The organism is Microbacterium nanhaiense, assembly GCF_014646015.1.
Lineage (GTDB): Bacteria > Actinomycetota > Actinomycetes > Actinomycetales > Microbacteriaceae > Microbacterium > Microbacterium nanhaiense.
In genome coordinates this window covers 185905-201915 of the sequence record NZ_BMMQ01000003.1, presented here as the reverse complement: position 1 = coordinate 201915, position 16011 = coordinate 185905, and the positions used below count along the sequence as shown (strand labels likewise).

Here is a 16011-nt window from a genome sequence, read left to right as displayed (position 1 = left end):
GATCACGGTCGGACGGCGGTCGTCGCGCGGTCGCGCCCCGTGAGATCGGGGTGAGTACTCGCGCCCAGCCAACCGTCGGAGGCGAGAATCTCCCGGATCGCCTCGCCCTGCCATTCGCCGTGCTCGAGCACGATCGTGCCGCCCGCTCGCGCCAACCGGTGCCCGACGCGGCTGATGATGCGCACGATGTCGAGCCCGTCGGCGCCACCGTAGAGCGCCAGGGCGGGGTCGTGCAGCCGCACCTCGTCGTCACGGGGAATCGCCGCGTCGGGCACGTAGGGCGGGTTCGACGCGACGACGGCCACGCGCCCGGCAAGGTCGTCGAACGCCGTTGCGAGATCGCCGTGCCGCAGCTCCACCCCGGGCGCGATCGCCTCGACGTTCCGCCGGGTCCAGGCGATGGCGGCATCGGACTTCTCGACGGCGTACACCGACGCGTGCGGAACCTCGGTGGCCAGCGCGAGCGCGATCGCGCCCGACCCCGTGCCGAGATCGACGGCGATGGGCGCCGGCTCCGCGGCGTTCGCGAGCGCGTCGATGGCGAACTGCGCCACGATCTCGGTCTCGGGCCGCGGCACGAACACGCCCGGCCCGACGGACAGCATCAGGTGCCGAAACGGCGCGGATCCCGTGATGTGTTGCAGCGGCTCGCGCGCCGCGCGGCGCGCGACGTAGCCCCGGAAGCGCTCGTGCTGCGCCGCCTCGAGGTCGTCGCCGCGGATGATCCCGGCGTGCACCTCTCCCCTGCTGACCTCGGCGCCGAGCGTCCACGCGAGCAGGAGCTCCGCGTCGACGACCGGATCCGTCACTCCCGCGCCCGCCAGCACATCGGCTGCGCCGCGCAGGGCGTCGCGCAGGGGGACCCGCTCTCGATTCGTCGTCACGAGATCCGACTCTATGGGGTCGCCGCGGAACGGCCGCCGTGAAACCGTCTGAAACACATCGCCCCGGGGGCGGAGGATTCGCCATAGAGTGACTCACAGGTTCGACGATGACCGTCGTTCGGCCGGTCCCACCTTCTCCCGAAAGGCACCACCCATGGCTGGAATCCACAACGACATCTCGAGCACGTTCGGCAAGACGCCGCTCGTCCGCCTGAACCGCGTCACCGACGGTGCCGAGGCGAACGTGTATGCGAAGCTCGAGTTCTTCAACCCCGGATCGTCCGTCAAGGACCGCATCGGTGTCGCCATCGTCGACGCCGCGGAGGAGTCCGGTGCGCTGCCGGCCGGCGGCACGATCGTCGAGGGAACGTCGGGCAACACGGGCATCGCGCTCGCGCTCGTCGGCGCCGCCCGCGGCTACAAGGTCGTCCTCACCATGCCCTCGTCGATGTCGAACGAGCGCAAGGTCCTGCTGCGCGCCTTCGGCGCCGAGCTGGTGCTCACCGACCCCGCCAAGGGAATGAACGGCGCCGTGGAAGAGGCGAAGCGGATCGTCGCGGAGACGCCGGGTGCCGTGCTCGCGAGCCAGTTCGCGAACCAGGCGAACGTCAAGATCCACCGCGCAACGACGGCCGAGGAGATCCTCGCCGACACCGAGGGGAAGATCGACATCTTCGTCGCAGGCATCGGCACGGGCGGCACCATCTCCGGCGTCGGCCAGGTGCTCAAGGAGCGCGTGCCGGGCGTGCAGATCGTCGCGGTCGAGCCGGCCGACTCGCCCCTCCTGACGGAGGGCAAGGCGGGCCCCCACAAGATCCAGGGGCTCGGCGCGAACTTCGTTCCCGAGATCCTCGACCGCGATGTCTACGACGAGGTCATCGACGTGCAGCTCGACGACTCAGTCGCGACGGCGCGCGACCTCGCCTCGAAGGAGGGCATCCTCGCGGGCATCTCCTCCGGTGCAGCCGTGTGGGCGGCCGTGCAGGTCGCGAAGCGCCCCGAGAACGCCGGCAAGAACATCGTCGTCGTCGTGCCCGACACCGGCGAGCGCTACGTCTCGACCGTGCTGTGGGAGGGCTACGGCGACTGAGCCGTCGACCCACGCACCGGTCTCCCGGAGGGGCCGGACGTCATATTGGCGTCCGGCCCCTCCGGCATTCGGTAGGTTTTCACGTATGGGTTTGGGTATCCGCGAAGACATCGCCGCCGCACGCCGACGCGATCCCGCCGCACGTGGATCCCTCGAGATCGGGCTTCTCTACCCGGGACTCCACGCGATCTGGACGCACCGGATCTCGCACGCGCTCTGGATCCGCGGGCTGCGTTTTCCCGCGCGCGCTCTCTCACAGATCGCGCGTTGGGTGACGGGCGTCGAGATCCATCCCGGCGCGACGATCGGTCGGCGCTTCTTCATCGATCACGGCATGGGCGTCGTCATCGGTGAAACGGCGGAGGTCGGCGACGACGTGATGCTGTACCACCAGGTCACCCTCGGCGGCGTCTCGCTGAGCCACGGCAAGCGCCACCCCACCCTCGAGGACGGCGTCGTCGTCGGGGCCGGAGCGAAGGTGCTGGGGCCCGTCAGGATCGGCGCCCGCAGCGCCGTGGGAGCGAACGCCGTCGTGACCAAGGACGCGCCCGCCGACAGCATCGTCGTCGGGATTCCCGCCACGGCCCGACCCCGAAAGGCCAGGGACGACGTGGCCGAGATCCTCACGTCGCCGAGCTACCAGCTCTAGGCGCAACCGCCGGACGCACTGCTCCGCGAGCTGCCGGCGTGCGGACGTGCCGTCGGTCGTCGACGCCGCGCGGCACGATTCACTGTGCCGGGACTTACTGCGTCGGGACCTACTGCGTCGGGACCTACTGCGTCGCGGACTCGCGGGCGAGCAGGCTCGTCTTCACGTCGAGGCCCCAGGCGAATCCGCCGAGGGTGCCGTCGGTGCGGAGCACCCGGTGGCACGGCACGAAGAGGGCGGGAGCGTTGCGGGCGCAGATCGACGCGGCGGCGCGCACGGCCCGGGGGTTGCCGAGCCGCGCTGCAAAGCCCGTGTAGGTGAGGGGCGCGCCGGGTTCGATCCGGCGCAGCATCTCCCAGCCTGCGAGCTGGAGCGCGGTACCGGTCTGCTTCACGGCCACGGCGTCTATCGCGGACAGCTCGCCGCCGTAGTAGGCGAGCACGGCCTCGACGGCTTCCGTCTCTCCTTCCGTGATCCGCTCCGGGCGCTCCGCCGCGGCCAGGCGGGCGACGATCGCCTCGGGATCCGCGGTCCACCCGGAGGCGAGCACCCGCTGGCGCTCGTCGGCGAGGACCGTGAAGGCGCCGTCGGCGGTGTCGACGGTCTGGATGAGGGCGGTCATGAGATCTCCTTGTTTGTCATCGGCGCAGGGCTTGTCGTCCGCGCGGGGCGGGCGCTCGCGGTGCGTGCGGGCCGGATCGGCGCCGCGCGCCAGAGGTGCGCGCTGAGGTAGCTGCGCCATGGCGCGACCCGCTCCGCCCAGGCGGCGAGGGGCCTCGGCTCGCCGGGGAGCCCGGATGCCGCGGCACCGGCGCGCAGGGCGACGTCACCCGGCAGCAGAATGTCGGGATCGCCGAGCACGCGCATGCGCACGTAGTCCGCCGTCCACGGGCCGATACCGGGCATCGCGAGCAGCCCGGCGCGCTGGGCGGCGCTGTCGTCCCCGATGGTGAGGGTGAGCGAGCCGTCGGCGAGGGCTGCCGCCGCGCCGGTGATCGCGCGGATGCGCGCGGCGGGGCCGCGAAGCACCTCCGCGCCGCGCTCCGCGATCGCCGCCATGGTCGGGAACAGCACCCCCTGCGCCGTCTTCTCGCCGAGCGCATCCGCGAGCGCCGTCAGCGCCGTGCGCGCGGCAACCACGGTGATCTGCTGCCCCACCATCGCGCGGATCAGCATCTCGTGCGGGTCCGCGGAACCGGGCACGCGGATCCCGCGGGTCCGGGCGACGAGCGGGGCGAGCTCGGGGTGCACGGACAGCGCCTCGTCCACGGCGAGCGGGTCGGCGTCGAGGTCGAAGATGCGACGCACCGTGGCCACGAGCGGCGCGAGGTCGCCGAGCCGCGTCACCCGGGCGCGCAGGTGCAGCCGCTCGGCGGAGTCGTGCCTGACGTCGAACCAGGCCGTTCCCCCGGGCATCCGCAGGTGCCGGGCGAAGGAGGTCGGCGTCGCCTCTTCGATACCGGGGAGCGCTCGGGCGGCCATCCAGGCGAAGATTCCTGCGGCATCGAACGGCGCGCGGTACGGGAGCACGAGGTCGATCGTGCCCGGCACCTCCGCGCTCCCGTCCCCGCGGCCTGCCGATGTGCGGCGACGCGCTCGCAACTCCCCCGGCGTCAGGCCGAACACCTCGCGGATGGTGTCGTTACACTGTCGGATGCTCGCGAAGCCGGCAGAGAACGCGACGTCGGAGACCGGCAGCTCGGTGCCGACGAGGAGCATCCGCGCGGTGTGTGCGCGGTGCGCCCTGGCGAGGGCGAGCGGCCCCGCCCCGAGCTCGGCGACGAGCAATCGCGTGAGGTGGCGGCTGGAGTATCCGAGCCGCGCCGCGAGCCCCGGCACCCCTTCGCGTTCGACGACGCCCGAGGCGATCAGCCTCATCGCCCTGGCGGCGGTGTCGCCGCGGAGATCCCACGCGGACGAACCCGGTGCGGCCTCCGGGAGGCAGCGCTTGCAGGCGCGGAATCCGGCCTCGTGCGCGGCGGCGCTCGTCGGGAAGAACACGACGTTCTCGGGCTTGGGCGTACGCGCCGGGCAGCTGGGGCGGCAGTAGATCCCGGTCGTCCGGACCGCCGTCACGAACTGCCCGTCGAATCGGGTGTCGCGGGCGCTGATTGCGCGGTACCGTTCGTCGAAGTCGGTCGCGCCCGTGCCGACGCCGGGGGCTGTGCTCATGCCTTCACTCTGCCACGGCCCGCGGGTGCCGGCTGGCGGAAATCGGACATCGCGGTGCCGCGGGCGGCGGCGACGCCTCGTGCGCGTGAGATTCCGTGCGCGTGAGATTCTGTGCGCGTGAGATTCTGACTGTGCGCCCAGATTCTGACGATCTGGACCGGTCGCGCCACTTTTCGCCGCATCTTCAGAATCTCGGCGCGGTCGCGCACGCGCTCTCGACCCGCGCGCCGGGGATCTATGCGCCGTACCCGGGCGGGTACGGGAGCGCGCCGCGGGCGGCCTCGAGCCGCGCGGCGAGCTGAAGGATCCGTGCCTCGCCGCCCGGGCGGCCGACGAGCTGGACGCTCCAGGGGCGCTCGCCCGGGGCCGCGGGCGCGGGGATCGTGATGGCGGGGAGGCCCGAGACGTTCACGAAGCTCGTGTGGGGCGCGTACTGGCATTGCCGCGCGAAGTTCTCCATCGGGCTCGCGCCGACGGCGTTCCAGCCGATCGCCTGCGGCTCCATGGCGAGGGCCGGTGTGAGCACGGCGTCGAAGGCTTCGAACGCCTCGATCGTCTCGCTCTCGAAGCGGCCTGCCGCCTGATAGCCGCCCAGGGCCTCGCGCGCCCCCATCGCCCGCCCCTCCCGCACCATCCAGGCGGTGAAGGGCTCGAGCAGTTCATCGAGCTCGGCGTCGGCGACGGGTAGCGTCGCGGCGGACGCGCGCCAGATCGTCGTGAACAGTTCCGGATAGCCTCGCGGGCGCCAGTCGGCGTCGACGACATCGTGGCCGTCGCCCGCGAAGACACCCGCGGCCCACTCCCAAGCCGCGAGGCCCCGGGGGTCGAGCGTCGTGTCGGTCCAGCCGTCCCACGGCGTGACGAGCGTCGCGCCGATGCGGAGTCGTCCCGTGTCGGTTGCGAGCGCGGCGGAGAAGGATGCGGGCCCACCCCCGGGCCCGCGGTGCGGATCCGGCGCCGCCGTCGCGTGGCGGCGGGGCGCGGATCCGACAAGCGCGTCGAGAAGGTAGGCGGCGTCGGTGACGGTGCGGGCGATCGGGCCCGCCGTCGCGAGCCCACCGGGCGAACCGAGGCCGTTCGAGACCGGCAGGCGCCCACGCGCGGGCTTGAGGCCGACGACACCGACGGTCGCGGAGGGAATCCGGATGGATCCGCCCGCGTCGGAGGCGACGGTCGCCGGGAGCATGCCCGTCGCGACCGCGATGGCCGCTCCCCCGCTGGATCCGGCCGCGCCCGTCGAGGGATCCCAGGGGTTTCGGGCGGGGACGCCGATCGCGGGTTCGGTGTACCCCGTCATGCCGAACTCGGGCGTCGAGGTCTTGCCGAGACTGACGGATCCCAGGCCGTCGAGGGCGAGGGCGAGGGGATCCGAGGTCTCCGGAACGAAGCCCTCGAACGCCCGGGATCCGTAGCGGGTGGTGACGCCGGCGCGTGCGACGAGGTCCTTGTCCGCCATCGGCACGCCCCAGAGCGGCGGCGCGTCGCCCGGGGCGGCACCGAGCGCCGCGGCCTGCGCGAGGGCGCGCTCGCGGGTCACCTCGACGAACGCGCCGAGCCGGTCGAGGGCTTCGATGCGGTCGAGATAGGCAGAGGCGGCCTCGACCGGCGACACCTCCCCCGTCCGCAGGGCGCCGATCAGGTCCAGGAGCGTCGTCTTCACTCCCTCATGATCCCGCATCCCGTGCGCGGGCCCGTCACCGAGTTCACTATTCAGTATTGCCAACTACCGCTACTCAGTGTTACTTTGTACCGGTACTCAATGAAACCGACTACCGGAGGCCTGATGGGACGACAGGAAACGGAACTGCTCAAGGGCGTCCTCGAGGGGGCGATCCTCGAGCTGCTGCGGGACAGGGCCTGGCACGGATACGACCTCACGGCGCACCTGCGTGAACTCGGGTTCACGGACGTCGTGGAGGGAACCGTGTACGCGCTTCTCGTGCGCATCGAACGGGGCGGCCTCGTCGACGTCGAGAAGGTTCCCTCGGAGAAGGGGCCGCCTCGCAAGGTCTACACCCTCAACGATGCCGGGCTCGCCCGGCTCGACGAATTCTGGAACGCGTGGTCGGCCATCACGGCCCGCATGCACTCGCTTCGCACGGAAGGAACATCATCATCATGACCGCGAAATGGATCGAAGCCGTCACGGGCTCGCTGGGCGACAAGAAGGATTATCGACGGTTGAAGGAGCGCCAGAAGGCGCTTCCCTCGCCCTACCGAGAGACGGCGGAGGCGCTCGAGCGCTACCTCATGGTCATCGGCGTCGTCGACGGGACGACGCTGGTCGACATGTGCCGCGACCTGATCGAGCTCATCGAGGGCGCGGCGGCGAACGCCACGCCCGTCCGCGACATCGTGGGCGAGGACCCCGTCGAATTCATCGAGACCTTCGTCGCCAGTTACGCAGGGCGGCAGTGGATCGACAAGGAGCGCACGAAGCTGCGGGATGCCATCGCTCGTGCCGATAAGGGTGCGGGGACGACATGACCGCCCCCGCGATCCACGTCGACGGGATCCAGAAGTCCTTCGGCGAGCTCGCCGTCCTGCGGGGCGTCGACTTCGACGTCGCCGAGGGCAGCGTGTACGCGCTGCTCGGCGCCAACGGTGCGGGCAAGACGAGCCTCGTGCGGATCCTGTCGACCCTCGCGCGAGCCGACGGAGGGTCCGCTCAGATCGCGGGATTCGACGTATCGTCCCGGGCCGCCGAGGTTCGCGCCGCGATCAGCCTGACGGGGCAGTTCTCGGCCGTGGACGAGGTGCTCACGGGGCGCGAGAACCTCGTTCTCGTCGCGCGGCTGCGCCACGTGCCGGATCCGCGCGGCGTCGCCGCGGCGCTGCTCGACCGCTTCGCCCTCACGGACGCCGCCGATCGCCGCGCGGCGACATACTCCGGCGGGATGCGCCGCCGCCTCGACATCGCGATGAGCCTCGTCGGCGAGCCGCGGGTCGTCTTCCTCGACGAGCCGACGACGGGCCTGGATCCCCACGCCCGGCAGGAGGTATGGGACGTCGTCGCGGAACTCGCTTCCCACGGCACGACGGTGCTGCTGACGACCCAGTACCTCGACGAGGCCGAACGCCTCGCCGACCGGATCGGCATCCTCGCGGAAGGCCGAATCATCGCCGAGGGCGACCTCGATGAGCTCCGACGCCTCCTCCCGCCGACAGAGGTCGAGTACGTCGAGAAGCAACCGAGCCTCGAGGAGATCTTCCTCGCCATCACCGGGCGGGCGCCGTCCGCCGAGACCACGAAGGATCCGACATGAACGCAGCGCACGCGCTGGCCGACACCGCCACGCTCACGAAGCGCTCGCTGGCGCACGTGCTGCGCAGCCCCGACACCATCGTGACGACCGCGATCATGCCGATCGCGTTCCTCCTGCTGTTCGTCTACGTCTTCGGCGGCGCGATCGACGTCGGCGGCGCGCGATACGTCGACTACCTCCTGCCCGGGATCCTGCTCATCACGGTGGCATCCGGGGTCGCCTATACGGCGTATCGGCTCTTCCTCGACGTGCAGGGCGGGCTCAACGAGCGCTTCCGCTCCATGCCGATCGCGCGATCCTCCGTGCTCTGGGCCCACGTCCTGACCTCGCTCGCCGCGAACGTCGCGGCCCTCGTCATCGTCACGGGCGTCGCGCTCATCATGGGATTCCGCACGAACGCGGGCGTCGGCGCCTGGTTGGCGGTCGCGGGGGTGCTGCTCCTCTTCACGCTCGCGCTCACCTGGCTGGCGGTGGTGTCCGGCCTTGCGGCGAAGTCGATCGACGGTGCGAGCGCGTTCAGCTACCCGCTGATCTTCCTGCCGTTCTTGAGCTCGGCCTTCGTCCCGACCGAGGGGATGCCGGGTCCGGTGCGCTGGTTCGCGGAGAACCAGCCGGTCACCCCGATCGTCGAGACGCTGCGCGCGCTCTTCGCGGGCACAGCGGTGGGATCCGAGATCTGGGTCGCCCTCGGGTGGTGCGTCGGCGTCCTCGCGGTCTCGTGGCTCGCCGCCATCGCGATCACGCGCCGTCGATTCGGCTGAGCGGCGCGCCGCACACCGGCACGCCGCTCCCGCTCATTCCCCGAGGTGCTCGAGCCGCTCGGCCTCGTCGGCCGTGATGCAGCTCTCGATGACGGGCTCGAGCGCGCCGTCCATCACCTGATCGAGGTTGTAGGCCTTGTAGCCGGTGCGGTGGTCCGCGATGCGGTTCTCGGGGAAGTTGTAGGTGCGGATCCGCTCAGAGCGGTCCATTCCCCGGATCTGGCTCCGCCGCGCGTCCGAGGCCGCCGCCGCCAGCTCCTCCTGCTGCTTCGCAAGCAGGCGCGCACGGAGCACGCGCATCGCCGCCTCACGGTTCTGCAGCTGGGACTTCTCGTTCTGCATCGACACGACGATGCCCGAGGGGAGGTGCGTGATGCGCACGGCGGAGTCGGTCGTGTTGACCGACTGTCCGCCGGGGCCCGACGAGCGGTACACGTCGATCTTGAGGTCGTTCTGATCGATCTGCACCTCCTCCGGCTCGTCCACCTCGGGGAAGACGAGAACGCCGGTCGTCGAGGTGTGGATGCGTCCCTGCGACTCGGTCGCCGGCACGCGCTGCACGCGGTGCACGCCGCCCTCGTACTTCAGGTGAGCCCACACGCCCTGCGCGGGGTCGTTGGAGGATCCCTTGAACGCCACCTGCACGTTCTTGTACCCGCCGAGGTCCGAGGCATCGGACTCGATGATCTCGGTCTTCCAGCCCCGGTGCGCGGCGTACTGCGAGTACATCCGCAGGAGGTCCGCCGCGAACAGCGCGCTCTCCGCGCCGCCCTCGCCCGCCTTGATCTCCATGATCACGTCGCGCGCGTCGTCCGGATCCCGAGGGATCAGCAGGCGCCGGAGGCGTTCCTGGCTCTCGGCGAGGCGTTCCTCGAGCGCCGGGATCTCTTCGGCGAAGGCGTCGTCCTCGCCCGCGAGCTCACGCGCCGCGTCGAGGTCCTCCCCCGCCTTCGTCCACTCCTCGTGGGCGCGGACGATGCGCGAGAGCTCCGCGAAACGACGGTTCACGCGCTTCGCGCGCGCGGCGTCGGCGTGCACGGCCGGGTCCGAGAGCTCCTCCTGGACCCGGGCGTGCTCGTCGATCAGAGACTGGACGGACTCGAACACGTGTCAACGACCGTTTTCCGCCGCGACCGAGCTCTTCTGCATCTGCACGAGGAACTCGACGTTGGAGCCGGTCTCCTTGAGCTTTTCGAGGATGACGCCGAGCGCGTGCTGCTGGTCCATGCCCGCGAGGGCGCGGCGCAGCTTCCACGTGATCTTGACCTCGTCGGGGCTCAGCAGCATCTCCTCGCGACGCGTCGACGAGGCGTTGACGTCGACGGCCGGGAAGATGCGCTTGTCGGCGAGCTGACGCGACAGGCGCAACTCCATGTTGCCCGTGCCCTTGAACTCCTCGAAGATGACCTCGTCCATCTTGGATCCGGTCTCGACGAGCGCGGTCGCGAGGATCGTGAGCGAGCCGCCGTTCTCGATGTTGCGCGCCGCGCCGAAGAACTTCTTCGGCGGGTAGAGCGCCGACGCATCGACGCCGCCCGACATCACGCGGCCCGACGTGGGTGCCTGCAGGTTGTAGGCGCGACCGAGGCGCGTGATCGAGTCGAGGAGCACGACCACGTCGCGACCCAGCTCCACGAGGCGCTTGGCGCGCTCGATCGCCAGTTCCGCGACCGTCGTGTGGTCTTCGGCGGGGCGGTCGAACGTCGAGGCGATGACCTCACCGTTGACCGTGCGCTGCATGTCGGTGACTTCCTCGGGACGCTCGTCCACGAGGACGACCATCAGGTGCGCCTCGGGGTTGTTCTGCGCGATCGCGTTGGCGATCTGCTGCAGCACGATCGTCTTGCCGGCCTTCGGCGGCGCGACGATGAGGCCGCGCTGACCCTTGCCGATCGGGGCGACGAGGTCGATGATCCGCTGCGTCGTCTTCTCGGGTGCCGTCTCGAGGCGCAGGCGCTCCTGCGGGTAGAGCGGCGTCAGGTCGCTGAACTCGACGCGACCCGCGGCGTCGTCGACCGAGAGGCCGTTGACCGAGTCGACCTTGACGAGCGCGTTGTACTTCTGGCGGCTGTTCTGATCGCCCTCGCGCGGCTGCTTGATGGCGCCGACGACCGCGTCGCCCTTGCGCAGGTTGTACTTCTTCACCTGGCCGAGCGAGACGTAGACGTCCTGCTGACCGGGCAGGTAGCCCGTCGTGCGCACGAAGGCGTAGTTGTCGAGCACATCGAGGATTCCGGCGATCGGGATCAGGACGTCGTCGGCGCCGATCTCGGGCTCGAACTCGTCCTGGCCGCGGCCGCGACGGTTGCGGGCGTTGCGGTTCTGCTCCTGGCGGTTCTGCTGCTGCTCGCGGCCCTGCTGCTCGCGCTGCTGACCGCGCTGGTTGCCGTTCTGGCCGTTACCGTTCTGGCCGTTACCGTTCTGGCCGTTACCGTTCTGGCCGTTACCGTTCTGGCCGTTACCGTTCTGGCCGTTACCGTTCTGGCCGTTGCCGTTCTGCTGTCCGCGCTGGTTGCCGTTCTGCGCGGTCTCGCCCTGCTGCTCGTCGCCCTCGCTGGAGCCGTTCTTCTTGCGGCGGTTGCGGCTGCGGCGGTTGCGGCTGCGGCCCGACCCCTCCGACTCGTCGCCCTCGGAATCGCTGCCCTCGTTCGTCGAGGAAGACTCGTCGGTGGAGGCCTCCGCGGCCTGCTCGCCCTCGGCGGACGGGGTCTCGGCCTCGGGCTTTTCGGCGGGCTCGTCCTCGGCCTGCTCGTCGTTCGCGGGCTTGCGGCGCGAGCGGCTGTTGCGGGCCGGGCGCTTCGGCGCCTCGGTCTCATCGTTCCCCTCGGCGTCGTCGCCCGCCGGGGCGGCTTCCTCGGACGGAACCTCGGCGCCAGCGGGCGCGGCCTTCTCGGCGGGTGCGGCGACCTCGGCCGACTCCGCTGCCGCGGCGGCAGCCTTATCGGCCTCGATCTGCGCCTTCGTCCGACGCGTACGCGTCGTCTTCTTCGGCGCCGCCGGCGCCTCCTCGGCAACAGCCTCGGCCGCGGGCGCCTCCGCCGCAGCAGCCTCGGCCGCAGCCTTGTCCGCCTCGATCTGCGCCTTCGTCCGACGCGTACGCGTCGTCTTCTTCGGCGCCGCCGGCGCCTCCTCGGCAACAGCCTCAGCCGCGGGCGCCTCGGCAGGCGCCGCCTCGGCCTGCGATGTCGCGGCCTCGCCGGCGATGCCGCTCGAGCTGGCGCGGCGCGGGGCGCGCTTACGGGCCGGGCGCGACGAGGTCGCCGCGTCGGCGGCCGCGATCGCGGCGTCGATCTGCTCCTGCAGGGTGGCGGCTTCGCCGCCGTTGTTCTCGGTGGTGGAATCCACGAGTGCTCCTTAAAGATGAAGTGCTGTCAGAGCCCATGCGCACAGGAGATATTGCGACGTCGACATGCAGAAAGAGCAGGCCGACCATCCGGGCGTTACGCGAGAACGCATCCCGTCGGATGACCGTGCGGGGCTTCGCAGAATTGCGACGGAGGTTCAGAGTTCGTGCGACGAGGCACCCTCCGCTGATGCTCTCACTGTACCACCGAGGAAGTCGACGGCGAGCATCAGCGGCTGCCACGTGCCCGAGGTGTGCGCGTCGGCGACCGCGACGGCGTCCAGGCGGCGGCCCGGACCATCGGCGAGCACGAGAACGCTCGGCCCCGCACCCGAGACGACCGCCGCGAATCCGGCGGCGCGCAGCGCGCGCACGAGCGAGTCGGTCTCCGGCATCGCGGCCGCGCGGCTGTTCTGGTGCAGTCGGTCCTCGGTCGCGGCCATCAGCAGGTCCGGGCTCTGCGTGAGAGCGGCGATGAGCAGCGCCGAGCGCGACACGTTGAATACGGCGTCCTCGCGGGAGACCGCGGGATCCAGAACGCTGCGCGCCGTGGACGTCGACATCGTGCGGTCCGGCACGAAGACGAGCGGAGACACGCCGCGGTGCACGAGCAGCTTCTTGTGGCGCGGCATCTCGTCGTCGGTCCACGCGATCGTCAGCCCGCCGAAGAGCGCCGGGGCGACGTTGTCGGGGTGTCCTTCGATCTCGGTCGCGAGGCGCAGCAGGTCGGCATCGCTGAAGGTCGCGACCCCGTCGAGCAGCCCCTTCGCGGCGAGCAGGCCCGCGACGACGGCGGATCCGCTCGACCCGAGACCGCGCCCGTGCGGGATGCCGTTTCGCGCGCGGATCCGGATGCCGGGCGCCTGGCGCCCGACCGCCTCGTAGGCGTAGCGGATCGTACGCAGGATGAGGTTGGACGCATCGGTGGGGATCTCCGCGGCGCCCGTGCCCTCGACCGCGATATCGATCTCGTGCCCGTCGAGGGCCGACACGGTGAGTTCGTCGTAGATGCTCAGGGCGAGGCCGAGCGTGTCGAAGCCGGGGCCGAGATTCGCGCTCGTCGCCGGCACGCGCACCTCGACGGTGCGCATCGGGGCGCTCACTCCCCCTCCACGCGGAGTACCGTCACGACGCTCTCGACGACGCCGCTCTCGCCGAGCGCGACGACGGTGTCGCTGAGCGCCTGCTCGGTCGCGCGGTGCGTGCCGATGACGAGGCGGGCGCCGGATTCGGTCGCCGTCTGCTCGAAGGTCGCGATGGATACGCCGCCGTCCGACAGGATCCCGGCGACGGTCGCGAGCACGCCCTGCTCGTCGGCGACGTCGAGCGTGATCTGGTATCGCGTCGTGATGCGCCCGATCTCCGCGATCGGGTGCACGCCGCGGGCCGACTCTCCGACGCCGCCGCCACCGGCGATGTGGCGCCGCGCCGCCGAGACGACGTCGCCGAGGATCGCGGATGCGGTCTGCACTCCGCCGGCGCCCGCGCCGTAGAACATGAGCGGTCCGGCCGCCTCCGCCTCGACGTAGACGGCGTTGTTCCCGCCGTGCACGCTGGCCAGCGGGTGGTCGCGGTTGATGAGCGCGGGGTACACGCGCACGGAGATGTCGTCGCCGCCCGGCAGGCGCTCGCACGTGGCGAGCAGCTTGATCACGTAGCCGGCCTTCTTGGCGTTCTCGATCGCGGCGGCATCGATCTTCGTGATGCCCTCGCAGTGCACCTTCTCGAGCGGCACGTCGGTGTGGAACGCGAGGCTGGCGAGGATCGCGGCCTTCTGGGCGGCGTCGTGACCCTCGACGTCGGCCGTCGGATCCGCCTCCGCGTATCCGAGCGCCTGCGCGTCGGCGAGCACGGCGTCGAAGTCCGCGCCCTCCTTGTCCATGCGATCGAGGATGTAGTTCGTCGTGCCGTTGACGATTCCGAAGATCCGCGTGACGATATCGCCCGCGAGCGAGTCCTTCAGGGGACGGATGATCGGAATCGCGCCGGCCACCGCCGCCTCGTAGGACACGGAGGCGCCCACCTGGTCGGCGGCGTCGAAGATCTCGGCGCCGTGGGTGGCGATGAGGGCCTTGTTCCCCGTCACGACGTCGGCGCCCGACTGGAGCGCCTCGAGGATGTAGGTGCGCGCCGGCTCGATGCCGCCCATCAGCTCGATCACGATGTCGCTGCCGACGATGAGCTCGTGCGCATCGGTCGTGAACAGCTCGCGAGGCAGCTCGACGTCGCGCGGCGCGTCGATGTTGCGCACCGCGATTCCGGCCAGCTCGAGGCGGGCGCCCGAGCGCTCCTCCAGTTCGTCGGCATGCTCGAGCAGCAGGCGCGCCACCTGCGCGCCCACCGACCCGGCTCCCAGCAGCGCGACACGCAGCGTACGATGATCGATCATTCTTCTCCCTCGAAGGCTAGAAGGGGGCTCAGCGGACCAGGCCGGGATCGCGGGCGAGAAGATCGTCGATCGTCTCGCCGCGCAGGATCACGCGGGCCTCGCCGTCGCGCACCGCCACGACGGCGGGGCGCGGAACGTGGTTGTAGTTGCTCGCCATGGCGGCCGAGTAGGCGCCCGTCGAGGCGACGGCGACGAGGTCGCCGGGCACGACGTCGCCCGGCAGGTATTCGTTGTCGACGACGATGTCGCCGGATTCGCAGTGCATTCCGACGACCCGCACCAGAGCGGCCGGGGCCTCGGAGGTGCGCGAGGCGATGCGCGCCGAGTACTGGGCGCCGTAGAGGGCGGGGCGCACGTTGTCGCTCATCCCGCCGTCGACCGCGACGTAGAGCCGCTCGGCGGATCCGTCGCCGGTGTCGACCACGACCGGCTTCGTCGTGCCCACCTCGTACAGGGTGATGCCGGCCGAGCCGATGATCGACCGGCCCGGCTCGAAAGCGAGCTCCGGCATGTCGATGCCCCGCGCCGCGCACTCGTTCGCCACGGCGTCGACGATGCCGTCGGCGAGCGCCTCGATCTCGGCGGGGGTGTCGGCGCGCGTGTAGGCGATGCCGAAGCCGCCGCCGAGGTTCAGCAGCGGCACAGGTCCGCCGCCGAGCAGGCGCTCGTGCAGTTCGAGCACGCGCGAGGCCGACTCGCGGAAACCGCTGACCCCGAAGATCTGGGATCCGATGTGGCAGTGGAGGCCGACGAACTCCACCGAGGGCAGCTCCCGGATCCGCGCCACGGCCGACTCCGCCTCCTCGAGAGAGAAGCCGAACTTCTGGTCCTCGTGGGCGGTCGCGAGGAAGTCGTGCGTGTCGGCGTGCACGCCGCTGCGCACGCGCACCAGCACGCGCTGCGAGGTGCCGAGGCGCTCGGCGATCGCGCTGATGCGCTCGACCTCGATGGGCGAATCGACGACGATCGTGCCGAGTCCGACGCCGATGGCGCGCTCGAGCTCGGACACGCTCTTGTTGTTGCCGTGGAAACCGATGCGCTCGGCGGGCACATCGGCCGCGAGCGCCGTCTCGAGCTCGCCGCGCGAGCAGACGTCGATGTTCAGGCCCGCCGCGAGCATCCAGCGCGCGACCTCGGACGTGAGGAACGCCTTCCCGGCGTAGTAGACGCGCGCGGATCCGCCGTGGCGGGCAGCCGCGGTCTCGAAGGCGCGGCGGGTGCGCTCAGCTCGCTCACGGACGTGCAGCTCGTCGAGCACCAGGACGGGTGTGCCATAGCGCTCGGCGAGGGCGCTCGCCTTCATGCCTCCGACGGAGAGCTCGCCCTTCTTGGTGCGGCGGATCGTGTCCGGCCAGACGCCGGCGGCGAGGTCGTTGGCGTCGTCGGGCTCCGCGAGCCAGTCGGGCGCGAGCGGGTTCATGGGCGTCGTCACATTCCTGTTCGTCGGGTGCCGGTCG

General features: G+C 71.0%; 15 protein-coding genes. 6 read left to right on the top strand and 9 right to left on the bottom strand.

Going from position 1 to position 16011, the window contains the following annotated elements; all coding sequences use genetic code 11:
• Positions 1–2 precede the first annotated feature (2 nt).
• Positions 3–884, bottom strand: coding sequence for a peptide chain release factor N(5)-glutamine methyltransferase (prmC, locus tag IEX05_RS06675; RefSeq protein WP_188700588.1), 882 nt, complete (start codon positions 882–884; stop codon positions 3–5).
• 154 nt (positions 885–1038) lie between these two features.
• Here prmC and cysK point away from each other — a divergent pair, with 154 nt between their 5' ends.
• Positions 1039–1974 carry a cysteine synthase A gene (cysK, locus tag IEX05_RS06670; RefSeq protein ID WP_188700587.1) on the top strand — a complete coding sequence of 312 codons (936 nt, stop codon included), beginning with the start codon at positions 1039–1041 and terminating at the stop codon, positions 1972–1974.
• Positions 1975–2059: 85 nt separating this feature from the next.
• Positions 2060–2623 carry a serine O-acetyltransferase EpsC gene (gene epsC, locus IEX05_RS06665; RefSeq protein WP_188700586.1) on the top strand — a complete coding sequence of 188 codons (564 nt, stop codon included), beginning with the start codon at positions 2060–2062 and terminating at the stop codon, positions 2621–2623.
• Positions 2624–2747: 124 nt separating this feature from the next.
• Here the strand turns inward: epsC and IEX05_RS06660 are convergent, their stop codons facing one another.
• The 3 genes from IEX05_RS06660 to IEX05_RS06650 all read right to left on the bottom strand — a co-directional run bounded on the left by IEX05_RS06660 (position 2748) and on the right by IEX05_RS06650 (position 6455).
• A complete protein-coding gene (locus tag IEX05_RS06660) occupies positions 2748–3245 on the bottom strand; it encodes a methylated-DNA--[protein]-cysteine S-methyltransferase (protein ID WP_188700585.1) in 498 nt (165 codons plus the stop codon).
• Positions 3242–4795 carry an AlkA N-terminal domain-containing protein gene (locus tag IEX05_RS06655; RefSeq protein WP_188700584.1) on the bottom strand — a complete coding sequence of 518 codons (1554 nt, stop codon included), beginning with the start codon at positions 4793–4795 and terminating at the stop codon, positions 3242–3244. Before IEX05_RS06655 ends, IEX05_RS06660 begins: the two co-directional genes overlap by 4 nt.
• A gap of 235 nt (positions 4796–5030) precedes the next feature.
• Positions 5031–6455, bottom strand: coding sequence for an amidase (locus IEX05_RS06650; RefSeq protein ID WP_229661172.1), 1425 nt, complete (start codon positions 6453–6455; stop codon positions 5031–5033).
• A gap of 123 nt (positions 6456–6578) precedes the next feature.
• Between IEX05_RS06650 and IEX05_RS06645 the strand changes: the two genes are divergently transcribed.
• From IEX05_RS06645 to IEX05_RS06630, 4 genes are read left to right on the top strand one after another with little or no spacing between them, the layout of a single operon-like run.
• A complete protein-coding gene (locus tag IEX05_RS06645; RefSeq protein ID WP_188700582.1) occupies positions 6579–6917 on the top strand; it encodes a PadR family transcriptional regulator in 339 nt (112 codons plus the stop codon).
• Positions 6914–7282 carry a DUF1048 domain-containing protein gene (locus IEX05_RS06640; RefSeq protein ID WP_188700581.1) on the top strand — a complete coding sequence of 123 codons (369 nt, stop codon included), beginning with the start codon at positions 6914–6916 and terminating at the stop codon, positions 7280–7282. Before IEX05_RS06645 ends, IEX05_RS06640 begins: the two co-directional genes overlap by 4 nt.
• Positions 7279–8061 carry an ABC transporter ATP-binding protein gene (locus tag IEX05_RS06635; protein WP_188700580.1) on the top strand — a complete coding sequence of 261 codons (783 nt, stop codon included), beginning with the start codon at positions 7279–7281 and terminating at the stop codon, positions 8059–8061. The genes IEX05_RS06640 and IEX05_RS06635 overlap by 4 nt, the downstream gene beginning before the upstream one ends.
• Positions 8058–8822 carry an ABC transporter permease gene (locus IEX05_RS06630; RefSeq protein WP_188700579.1) on the top strand — a complete coding sequence of 255 codons (765 nt, stop codon included), beginning with the start codon at positions 8058–8060 and terminating at the stop codon, positions 8820–8822. Before IEX05_RS06635 ends, IEX05_RS06630 begins: the two co-directional genes overlap by 4 nt.
• Positions 8823–8855: 33 nt before the next feature.
• Here IEX05_RS06630 and prfA read toward each other — a convergent pair whose 3' ends face one another.
• The 5 genes from prfA to lysA all read right to left on the bottom strand — a co-directional run bounded on the left by prfA (position 8856) and on the right by lysA (position 15974).
• Entirely contained in the window at positions 8856–9929 is a 1074-nt protein-coding gene (gene prfA / locus IEX05_RS06625) for a peptide chain release factor 1 (RefSeq protein WP_188700578.1), read from the bottom strand.
• A gap of 3 nt (positions 9930–9932) precedes the next feature.
• Complete coding sequence (gene rho / locus IEX05_RS06620; protein ID WP_373286288.1) at positions 9933–12167, bottom strand: transcription termination factor Rho; 2235 nt, start codon at positions 12165–12167, stop codon at positions 9933–9935.
• 156 nt (positions 12168–12323) lie between these two features.
• Positions 12324–13256 (bottom strand): homoserine kinase, encoded by a 933-nt coding sequence (thrB, locus tag IEX05_RS06615; RefSeq protein WP_188700798.1) that lies wholly within the window; start codon positions 13254–13256, stop codon positions 12324–12326.
• Positions 13257–13264: 8 nt separating this feature from the next.
• Complete coding sequence (locus IEX05_RS06610) at positions 13265–14554, bottom strand: homoserine dehydrogenase (RefSeq protein ID WP_188700577.1); 1290 nt, start codon at positions 14552–14554, stop codon at positions 13265–13267.
• A gap of 28 nt (positions 14555–14582) precedes the next feature.
• Positions 14583–15974: a diaminopimelate decarboxylase gene (gene lysA, locus IEX05_RS06605; RefSeq protein WP_188700797.1), complete on the bottom strand. Its 1392-nt coding sequence runs from the start codon at positions 15972–15974 to the stop codon at positions 14583–14585.
• Positions 15975–16011: the final 37 nt, after the last annotated feature.